At 59.6% G+C, this 10,491-nt stretch carries 8 protein-coding genes; 4 read left to right on the forward strand and 4 right to left on the reverse strand.

Annotated features, from left to right (window positions below; genetic code table 11):
* The 4 genes from HQL56_14525 to HQL56_14540 all read right to left on the reverse strand — a co-directional run.
* On the reverse strand, nucleotides 1–258 hold a 258-nt coding region (locus tag HQL56_14525; protein ID MBF0310735.1), incomplete at its 3' end, for a penicillin-binding protein 2.
* A gap of 15 nt (nucleotides 259–273) precedes the next feature.
* Entirely contained in the window at nucleotides 274–768 is a 495-nt protein-coding gene (gene mreD / locus HQL56_14530) for a rod shape-determining protein MreD (protein ID MBF0310736.1), read from the reverse strand.
* The gene (mreC, locus tag HQL56_14535) at nucleotides 765–1,664 is read right to left on the reverse strand and encodes a rod shape-determining protein MreC (GenBank protein MBF0310737.1); all 900 of its coding nucleotides are present in this window, start codon (nucleotides 1,662–1,664) and stop codon (nucleotides 765–767) included. The genes mreD and mreC overlap by 4 nt, the downstream gene beginning before the upstream one ends.
* 155 nt (nucleotides 1,665–1,819) lie before the next feature.
* Nucleotides 1,820–2,833: a rod shape-determining protein gene (locus HQL56_14540; protein MBF0310738.1), complete on the reverse strand. Its 1,014-nt coding sequence runs from the start codon at nucleotides 2,831–2,833 to the stop codon at nucleotides 1,820–1,822.
* Nucleotides 2,834–3,041: 208 nt separating this feature from the next.
* On the opposite strand from HQL56_14540, the gene glnD reads away from it, so the two are divergent.
* The 4 genes from glnD to HQL56_14560 all read left to right on the forward strand — a co-directional run bounded on the left by glnD (nucleotide 3,042) and on the right by HQL56_14560 (nucleotide 10,252).
* Complete coding sequence (glnD, locus tag HQL56_14545; protein ID MBF0310739.1) at nucleotides 3,042–5,930, forward strand: [protein-PII] uridylyltransferase; 2,889 nt, start codon at nucleotides 3,042–3,044, stop codon at nucleotides 5,928–5,930.
* Between the two features lie 68 nt (nucleotides 5,931–5,998).
* On the forward strand, nucleotides 5,999–7,351 hold the full coding sequence (locus HQL56_14550) for a 3-deoxy-7-phosphoheptulonate synthase class II (GenBank protein ID MBF0310740.1): 1,353 nt from the start codon (nucleotides 5,999–6,001) through the stop codon (nucleotides 7,349–7,351).
* Between the two features lie 878 nt (nucleotides 7,352–8,229).
* Nucleotides 8,230–9,435, forward strand: coding sequence for an SPOR domain-containing protein (locus HQL56_14555; GenBank protein ID MBF0310741.1), 1,206 nt, complete (start codon nucleotides 8,230–8,232; stop codon nucleotides 9,433–9,435).
* A gap of 541 nt (nucleotides 9,436–9,976) precedes the next feature.
* On the forward strand, nucleotides 9,977–10,252 hold the full coding sequence (locus HQL56_14560) for a DUF2312 domain-containing protein (protein MBF0310742.1): 276 nt from the start codon (nucleotides 9,977–9,979) through the stop codon (nucleotides 10,250–10,252).
* Nucleotides 10,253–10,491 lie beyond the last annotated feature (239 nt).

Genomic DNA, 10,491 nt, shown 5'->3' on the forward strand with positions numbered 1-10,491 from the left:
GACCGCCAGCCGGTATTCGGGAACATTGCCCACCAGAACCTGACCGAAGCGGTCGAAAATACGTCCTCTGGGAGCGGTGACCGGTTGCAGACTGATGCGGTTGTCTTCGGCCAGATTGCGATAGGTTCCCCCTTTGAGCACCTGCAGGTGAAACAGGCGGCCGGCCAGGGCGGAAAAGAGCAGCCCCGCCCCACCCCCCAGAATCAGCAGGCGACGTTTGGCATCGGTATGGAATTGTTCGAATTCGTCTTCCAGCATGCCTTGGTCCTGTCGTCAGTACGGATCGAGCAACATGCGGTGCAGCAGGATCAACCCGGAAACCACCAAAGGGGCTGCCAGCATCGTTCCCAGGGCCTGACCCGCCAAAGGCAACCAGAAGAGGGGAACCTCCTGAAACAGGGCCAGCAGAACCACATGGATCAACTCCTCCACGAACACCAGGAGTCCCAGCAACGGCATGATGATGAGGAAATCGTAGGCCCGCAAGCGACTGCCGAAATGGTCCAGGAGAATGATGAGCAGAATACGGCTGAAAGCGTGCAGGCCGAGAGGCAACACTCCCATGACATCCCCGGTGAGGCCGGTGAGAAAGACCAGCAACGGCCCGCAACGGTCGGGGCGATAGAGTCGCCAGTAGAAGAGACAGATCAGGGAGAGATCGGGACGCAGCACGGACCAGGCATGCAGCGGCAGGGCGAGATCCTGTATGGCCATGCCCAGGAGAATGGTCAATAGGGGAAACCAGGGGGCCAGGAGGGCCACGATCACGGCGTGCGGTTCCTCCCTGGAGGGGTGGCGGGAGCGGCTGCCGGAGGTGCAGGAGGCGGTGCGGGCGGCGCTGCCACGGGCAGAAGCAGGCGCACCTCCTCCAGACGATGAAAATTCACCGCCGGTTTGATCAGAATGCGCTGAAACAGGCCGGGTTCGTCGGAATCCACCAGCATGACCTTGCCGATCAGCAGACCTTTGGGAAAAATGCCGTCGATACCGGAGGTGAGGATGACGTCATCCACCTGCACATCGGCATCCTTGGGCACGTAGCGCAATTGCAGCACCTCGTCGTTACTGCCCGAGACGATGCCCCGGATGCGGGAACGCTGGGCCATGGCCGGCACCCGGGAGTTGAGGTCGGTCAGGGCCAGCACCATGGAGTTGTGGCTGGTGACCTGCACCACCCGGCCCACCAGGCCGTGGGGACTGATGGCGCTGGCCTCCTCCCTCACACCCCGCAAGGTTCCGGCATTGAGCAGAAAGGCGTGGGAAAAGGAGGGCGAGGAGTCGCCGACGATACGGGCCACCTGGGTGACGTGACCGGGCTCCTGTTCCATGTAAAGCAGCTCGCGCAGGCGTTTGTTCTCCTGGCGCATCTCCTCAAGCTGGATCTCCTGACCTTGAAGGCGCAACAACTCCTTGCGCATCCAGCGGTTTTCGGTGTCGAGGCGGGCCAGATCGACGATTCGCCCCTGCATGCGGGCAATAACCTGGGCAGGCAGCATCAGGACGTTTTGCACGGGCCCCATGAGTTCGATGACCGAAGCCCGAAGCCCCCGGAGCCCGTCGGCCTGCAGCCGGACCGAAAAGAGCAGCACCACCGCCGCCATCAGCAACAGAAAGATGACGATGCCGTTGCGGTACTGTTTGACGAAGGCGATGAAGGCCGCCATGGGGAGACCCCTTAGGGCGTGTGGCCGCGTGCGGGATTAGGTAGACCAGCCAGGCGAAAGCCGGCGGGGAAACCAAAGCGGCCCCCCCTGCCGAAGCGTTCCGAACCGGATGTCGACCCCGCCACAGACCGGCAAGGGGAACGGATCACCATGCCCTATCGGTCCATCAGGATATCGGACATGGTATCCAGTTCTTCGAGGGCCCGCCCGGAGCCGAGGGCCACGCAGGAGAGCGGATCCTCGGCGACGATCACCGGCAGGCCGGTCTCTTCGGCCAGAAGTTTGTCGAGCCCCCGCAACAGAGCGCCGCCACCGGTCAGAACGATGCCGCGATCCACGATATCGGCGGCCAGTTCGGGGGGGGTCCGTTCCAGGGCCATGCGCACCCCTTCGACGATGGCGTTGATGGGCTCGGAGAGGGCTTCCAGGATTTCCGGATCGGAGATGATCTGGTGTTTGGGCACGCCGTTGACCAGGTCGCGTCCCTTGACCTCCACATCGAGGCGTTCCGCCAGGGGATGAGCCGAGCCGATCTGGATCTTGATGGTTTCGGCGGTGCCTTCTCCGATCAACAGACTGTATTTGCGACGCACATGGGCCACAATGGCTTCGTCCATCTTGTCGCCACCCACGCGGATGGAGCGGGAGTAGACGATGCCGCCCAGGGAGATAATGGCCACTTCCGTGGTGCCGCCCCCCACGTCCACCACCATGGAACCGGAGGCGTCGGTGACCGGCAGACCCGCGCCGATCGCGGCCGCCATGGGCTCCTCGATGAGGAAGACCTCCCGGGCGCCGGCGGAGTCGGCGGATTCGCGAATGGCCCGGCGTTCCACGGGGGTGGCGCCGTAGGGCACGCAGACGATGATGCGCGGGCTGTAGAAGAGCCGGCGCTTATGCACCTTGCGGATGAAATGCTTGAGCATGGCCTCCGTTATGGTAAAGTCGGCGATGACGCCGTCTCGCATGGGCCGGATGGCGACGATGTTGCCGGGGGTGCGCCCCAGCATCCGTTTGGCCTCGTTGCCGACCGCCAGCACCTTCCGCACCCCTCGGCTGCTTTCGTGGATCGCTACCACCGAAGGTTCCGAAAGGACCACGCCGCGACCGCGGACATAGACCAGGGTATTGGCCGTACCCAGGTCGATGGCCATATCGGAGGAAAACATGCCCATCAGTTTGCTGAAAAACATTTCCGAGATCCTTCAACGGCGACTAAAGAGCCTCGCGGCCCATGGACCGAAGCACATCGGGGCGTGTCACGAAAGAACAATCACCATTGCTTGTCCTTGGGCCCGCAAGCATCATTGATACCACATTATCCCCATTGCCGGCAAGGTCAGGGCGCCGGTCAGCTGAAAGAAGGAAACCAACCGCGTGTCCGCCTCTCCCGAAATCCTGGACGATGAAACCGGCCTCCCCTTCTCCGAAGAAGAGCGGGAATTCCCTCTCCTCCACTCCGAAAGCTCCCTCTCCCCCGACTTCGCTCCCCTGGATAACCAGTTGCAACAGGCGGTTAGCCAATTCGGGCTGCAAACCAGCGAAGGCAACATCCGTGGGGAGGTGTTGAGCCTTTTGCGCACTTTTCTGTCCAACCACCGCAACTGTCTGCACCAGGCCCATCTGGACGGCGCCTCGGGACTGACCATCGTGCGCAGCCACACCCTGCTGATGGATGGCCTGATCGGGCGTATTTTCCAACTGGTGCGCAAGCTCTACGCCCCGGATCCCAACACCTTTCCGAACTGCAAGAACGTCTTTGCCGTGGTGGCCACCGGCGGATACGGTCGCCGGGAACTGGCGCCCTACTCCGATATCGACCTGCTCTTCGTCATGCCCAAGGGCGTGCTGCCGGTTTTGGGCATGCAGGTGGAACGTATTCTTTATTGCCTTTGGGACATGGGGCTGGAGGTGGGGCACGCGGTACGCGGCATTCCCGAGTGCGTGGACGAAGCCCAACTCAACATCGAAACCCGCACCGCCCTGCTCGAATCCCGCTTCCTGGACGGCAATCGCGACCTTTTCATCGAATATATGCAAACCCTTCGCCAAGTGCTGCTGGCCGATCCGGGGCGTTTCCTGGAAGGCCAGCTGGCGGAGCAGAAGAAGCGGCACGACCGTTTCGGCAACTCGCTCTTCTACCTGGAACCCAATATCAAGGAGAACCCCGGCGGGCAGCGGGATATCCACACCTTCATCTGGATCTCCAAGGTGCGCTACAAGGTGCATCGTATGCTGGATCTGGTGCCGATGGGCATTCTGACCCCGGAGGAGTACCGCACCCTCACCCGCTGCCGGGAGTTCTTCTGGCGGGTGCGCAATGCCCTGCACTACCGCGCCGGACGCCGGGAAGACCGGCTCACCTTTCACCACCAGCTTGAAATCGCGCAGGAATTCGGTTATCGCGACCGTCCGGGCATGCTCGGCGTGGAACTCTTCATGCGGCGCTACTTCCAGGTGGCCAAACAGGTCAGCCACCTCTACGAGATCTTCGTGCAGAAGTTCCAGGAGGAGTATCGCAAGATGGACCTGCCCCGCTCCGGGGTCAAGCTGGAAGACTGCTTTTACATGTCCGGCGACAAGATTCTGGTGGTGGACCCTGACGCTTTCGCCAGGGATCCGGTACGCCTGCTGCGTCTCTTCGAGGTGGCGCAACGCTACGGCAAGGGCGTTCATCCCGATACGGTGCGCATGGTCATGCAGAACCTGCATCTGGTGAACCGGAAATTCCGCGCCAATCCCGAAGCCGCCGCCCTCTTTCTCAAAATGCTCAACGGCAAGCGGGCCGTGGCCTGGGTGCTGCGCCGCATGAACACCTGCGGCCTGCTGGGCCGCTACATTCCCGAGTTCGGGCGCATCATCGGCCAGACCCAGCACGATCTCTTTCACGTCTACACCGTGGACGAACACTCCATTCTGGCGGTGGAGGCCCTGCGCCACATTCAACTGGGCTATCTGACGGACGAACTGCCCCTCTCCTCGAAGGTGGTCTCCCAGGTTCGCAAGACCCTGGTACTCTATCTGGGGGTTCTTTTCCACGATATCGCCAAAGGCCGGGGCGGGCAGCACGAGATCAAAGGCGCCATCATCGCGCGCCACTGCTGTCAGCGCCTGGGATTGGCCGAAAAGGACATCGAGCTGGTGGCCTGGCTGGTGGAAAAACATCTGATCTTCTCCCGCACCGCCTTCCGCCGGGACATCAACGACCCCCAGACCATCTCCCAATTCGCCCGACAGGTGGAGGATCTGCAACGTCTGGATCTGCTGCTGCTGTTGACCGTGGCCGACATCCGCGCCGTGGCCCCGAACACCCTCACCCCATGGAAATCGACCCTGCTGCGTCGCCTCTACCTCCTGACCCAGGAGGCCATGACCCGGGGACTTTACGAACCTCGGGAGATCGCCCTGCTCGGAGTCGAGCGCAAGGAGGAGGTCTTCCGCATCCTCTCCGCCACCAACGATCCCCTGGCGGTGCGCAAACATCTGGACCGTTTCTACCCCGACTATTTCATCAGCGACGAGCCTGATAACCTGGCCGATCACTATCGCATCCTCTTCCCGCTGCAACGGGAGGAGTTGACCATGGTCTTTCTGTCCACCCCGGCAGTGGAAACCACCAGCCTCTTCATCTATACCCAGGATCACCCCGGACTCTTCGCCAAAATTGCCGGAGCCATCACCAGCGAAGGACTCAACGTTCTGTTCTGCAACGCCTTCACCACCCGGGACGGCATGGCCATGGACATTTTCGTGGTACAGGAACTCTCGGAAAAGGCCATCTCCAACCCGCAGAAACTGGTGCGTCTCGAACAAAAGCTGGAAGCGGTCCTCTCGGGGGCCATTCGTCCCGAACGTCTGCCCATCCAGTACGACTCCAAAATCGCCAAGCGGGCCTGGTTCGAAGTGCCCACCACGGTGGAGGTGGACAACACCTTCTCCGACAATATCACCGTATTGGAGATCACCACCCTCGACCGGCCCGGACTGCTCTTCACCATCACCCGGGTCTTCCTGGAGATGGGCATCCAGATTCGAACCGCCAAAATCGCCACTTACGGCGAACGGGCCGTGGATGTCTTCTATCTGAAGGATCTGTTCGGGCTGCAATTGACGGAGCGCAAGACGGCCCGCATCACCGAAGGCCTCAAAAAGGCCATCGAGGAGCTGGCCAGGAAGCAGAACCAGGGCCAAAACCCCTTGCCGCCACCACCTCCCCGAACGCCGCCCCCCATTCCCGCTGGCGAAGATCCGGAAACTCTTCTATAGTGGTGATTTTACCCCGGAATCTTCCGGATGGTTCGGTCGCCTTCATCGTCGCACAAGGAAGAATCGCTGTGTCGCAAGATTGGAAACTCGACTCCTGGAAGCAATACCCCGCCCTGCAACAGCCGGAGTGGCCCGATGCGGAAGCCCTGGCATCCTGTGTGGCCAACCTCTCCCGCTTTCCGCCCCTGGTTTTTGCCGGAGAGGTGCGCTCCCTGCATCAACTCCTGGCGGATGCCTCGGCGGGAAAGGCCTTTATCCTGCAGGGCGGCGACTGCGCCGAATCCTTCCTCGATTTCACCGCCAATTCGATCCGCGACAAGCTGAAGGTGATGTTGCAGATGGCGGTGATTTTGACTTACGGGGTGGCCAAACCCATCGTCAAGGTCGGACGCATCGCCGGGCAGTTCGCCAAACCGCGTTCCAGCCCCACGGAGACCAAGAACGGCGTCTGTCTGCCCAGTTTCCGTGGGGAGTCGGTCAACGATCCCGACTTCTCCGAAGAGGCCCGTCAACCCGACCCCACCCGATTGGAGCGGGCCTATTTCCAGTCGGCGGCCACGCTGAACCTGTTGCGAGCCTTCACCCACGGCGGTTTTGCCGAGTTGAGCCGGGTGCAGAGCTGGAACCAGGATTTCGTGGCCCACAGCCCCCAAGGTCAACGTTACTCGGAGTTGGCGGACAAGTTGAGCGAGGCCCTCCGTTTCATGAAGGTCATCGGCATCAACTCGCAGAACACGCCGATTCTTTATGAGATCGAGTATTTCACCAGCCACGAAGCGCTGCTGCTGGAATACGAGCAGGCCTTGACCCGCAAGGATTCCTTGACGGGCGACTGGTACGACTGTTCGGCCCACATGTTGTGGATCGGGGAGCGCACCCGTCAGGTGGACGGGGCCCATGTGGAGTTTCTGCGGGGGGTGAAGAATCCCCTGGGGTGCAAGGTCGGACCCAAAGTGACGCCGGATGAGCTGTTGCGGCTGTGTGACCGCCTCAATCCGGACAATCTGCCGGGCAGACTGTCGCTGATCACCCGTTGCGGCCACCAGAAGATCGCCGAATCCCTTCCGGGGTTGATTCGCGCGGTACGGCGGGAGGGACGCAACGTCATCTGGATCTGTGATCCGATGCACGGTAACACCTACGCCACCCCTTCGGGAATCAAGACCCGCTCCTTCGACCATATTCTGGCGGAGTTGCGGCAGTTCTTCGAGATCCATGAATCGGAGAGTACCGTTCCGGGTGGTGTGCATTTCGAGTTGACGGGGGACAATGTCACCGAGTGCGTGGGGGGCTCCATCGATATTCGCGAGGAGGAGTTGGAGGAGCGTTACGAAACGACCTGCGACCCCCGTCTCAATGCGGCCCAGAGTCTGGACATGGCCTTTTTGATTTCGGAGTTGTTCCGCAAACATAATCCTTAAGTTTACATTCTATACAACAATACTAAGAGACAAACAGCCACTATCGGTGACGGGAGGTGTGGCGTCCACAGAATGATATAAATCATACAAAGAGAATTTTTATCATCATCTGCTTTAAGCCCAACTCTTCTCTCGTGGCCAATAATGCGAAGGTTGCTGGAGAATTAGTTCCCCCCAGGGGAAAAGCCCGTTTCGTGAGGTCGGCCATACCGGAACTCGTCCATCCTGAAGGGTTTCGGCATCGCGGACTTATGCCTCTTTATTGAACGACCGGCTGATATTCTGGAATTCTGCCGACCGAACAACTCCTCATCCTTACCCACCGCGATCAGTGACCATAAAAAACGACATTTTCAAATAAATTCTTTCAAAATGTCACATATTCGCTACCATCTTCCAAGTACGGGAAAGAATCTGCCTGTTTCGACTCAGTATAAGATATATTCATATAATGGTAAAAGAATGCCAATATGAATAACGATAAGTATATCGCTCCGCGGGCTCAACGCATTGATTTACTAAGCAGGGTATTGTTGGAGCTGGGCGCCATGAGAGGATATATCGGTTTCACCGGGAATGTTTCCGAAACCGGCGCCCTCCTCATCGTGGGTTATCTTCCTTCAAACCTTCAGGTGGGCGAACAGGGCTGCTTCACACCCTTCCCCCGACTCCCCATCAAACCCTGCCCTGTCGTATCGTCCGCATCGCCGAAGATGGTATCGGGCTTGAGTTTCTACGGCTTGCCGACATTCCCTTTCCCAGCCAACTGAAGGGGAAATCTTCTTCTTTTCAGTGAGATTTCCCCAAAGGCACCAGAATTGCATCCGAATTCGATGTCACCTCGTTTCCGCACCACCCCCGGAAAAATCGGATACCCCATGAATACGTTCGACCAGGAATCCCCCTGCCCCACTCCCGTCCCTGCCCCTTCCGAACGCGAAGGTGGCTGGGTCATTCTGGCTGCCCTGGCCTGGTGGGGACTGGTGGGAGGAGCGGGTTATGTGGCCGTCAAACCCGTCATGGACCGCTTTCACGAAACCGAACAGTTCGAAGCCAAACGTCAGGCCGCCCAGGAAGAAGAGGCGGTCCCGAACCCGAAGCCGGAGAGCGTTCCGCAACCCGCCCCGGTGCAAGTTGCCCAAATCGCCCCCCCACCGTCCCAAACGCCGCCCAAACTGCCACCACCCGGGTCGGAAACCGGGCGCCATTTTCTGCTGGCCGGCTCCTTGAACGATGCCAACATGGCCCATACCCTGGCTGCGAAACTCGCCGCTGCAGCCTATCCGGTCACCGTTCAGGAGAACATCCTGCTTGCAAAACCCCAATATCAGGTACTTCTCGGCCCCTTTGCCAATTCGAGGGAGATCCATGAAGTCGGCAAAATCGTGCAGGTTCTCGCCGGAACCCCTCCCGTCGCACTCCTCACCCCTCTACCACAGTCCCTGGCGCAACCGGTGGCACTGCAAGACGCTTTCATGCCGCCGCCTGACTTCCCCGATATCCAACCGGGGCGTTATCAACTGCTGATTGGTTCCTTCCGTGAAGACAAAGGGGTGGAACAAGCTCGTGCCCCTCTCAAAGCCCTTGGCATTCCGCACTATTTGCAGGCCGTCGAGGTCTCCGGCGCCAGGCAGACCCGTCTCCTGGTCGGCCCTTTTGCCAGTCGCTCCGAAGCGGAAGCCGCTCAAGGCTTTCTGAAGGATCATTTGCAACAAACCTTCTCCATCCTCACTACCCCGACCCCCGTCACCTTCGATGGTGGCAATGGCCCCCCGGAAAGCCGCCTGCCCAAACAACCCGACATGGCTGACAAACCCGTTCGAACCAACCAGGAGTCCAAAAAGCCCGGTTTCACGGTCGTAGCCGGATCCTTTCCCAATGCGGAAAACGCGGCACGAACCGGCAAGCGGCTATCCCAGTTTCAGATAGCCTTTGAACTGGTTCGCGGCAAAGAGGAAAACCAGGAGGTTACTCAGGTTCGCGTCGGCAACTTTGCCCGTGAGGAGGAGGCCCGTAACAAGGCTGCGGAGTTGTTCGAGAAGACCGGAATTCCAGCTCGGGTCATCTCCCCGGCGGGCTACTGACAACGCCGACACGGCAACAAGCGGTTTGTTTCAGTCGTAACGGGGGGGGGATGAACACTCCCCCGTCGGCACCATCCCTTCGGTGAGGCTTTCATCAACTCGTTTCAGGTTCTCCCGGCGCACAGGACGCTCGGTCACCGGCCCCTTCCCATGGGACGAAGCGGCACCACTGAATCCTTCATGTCGATTCTCCCGAAGTACCCGGTTGTCGCCCCCCCAAAAAAGCCCTCTTCACCCCAATCGAGGTCAGACTCACCGTGGCACGTCATCAAAGGCTTTAACCCGTCTCATTCATAAACTTCGTCGCGAAACCGGTCACGGCGCGTCGGGACAAGGCCCGCGACGCCTCGACAACCGGAACCGTGGCCCCGTTCCACGGTGAGGACCGTCGAGCGAGTTCACCGCCGTTATGGCACGCTCCTGGTCCGGTTGCAGCAGAAATTCATGAATAAGACGGGTTTAAGGCACGGCTTTTGCGTTTTGCCGACAGCAGTCGTTCTGCTGTCGACCCATTGACGATGTCACCTCAAGGAAGAAATCCATGTCGAAAGCCACCCAAACCGAAGCCCAAGCATCCGATGTTCACGGCATAGCCGGTCCCATCCTCATCCAGTATCTGGAACGTATCGAACGCCTGGAAGAAGAAAAATCCGGCATCCTGGAGGGTATCCGGGAGGTCTTTGCGGAAGCCAAAGGCAACGGCTTTGATGTCAAGATCATGAGGGAGTTGCTCAAACTTCGCAAAATGGAGCGGGACGAACTGGACGAGCAGGAAACCATGTTGCATCTCTATCGCCAAGCCATCGGGATGCACTGACTACGATACCCCTCCCCCTCCGGTCGGGGGACATCCTCCTAACCCCGGACGAGTACTCGTCCGGGGCGCTTTCAAGAGCCATCCTTCCCTGACCTTCGATCAAACTTCCCACCAACAATCAATCAGTGCCTCGTTCGGAACAACCCCCGCCTCCCTTTCGATCAAACCACAGGAAACGTCCGGTAAATTTCACAACTCGGATATATAGATTGCCAGATATTCCTATATTCCGACTATTT

It is taken from the genome of Magnetococcales bacterium (genome assembly GCA_015231925.1).
In the GTDB taxonomy this organism is placed as follows: Bacteria; Pseudomonadota; Magnetococcia; order Magnetococcales; family JADGAQ01; genus JADGAQ01.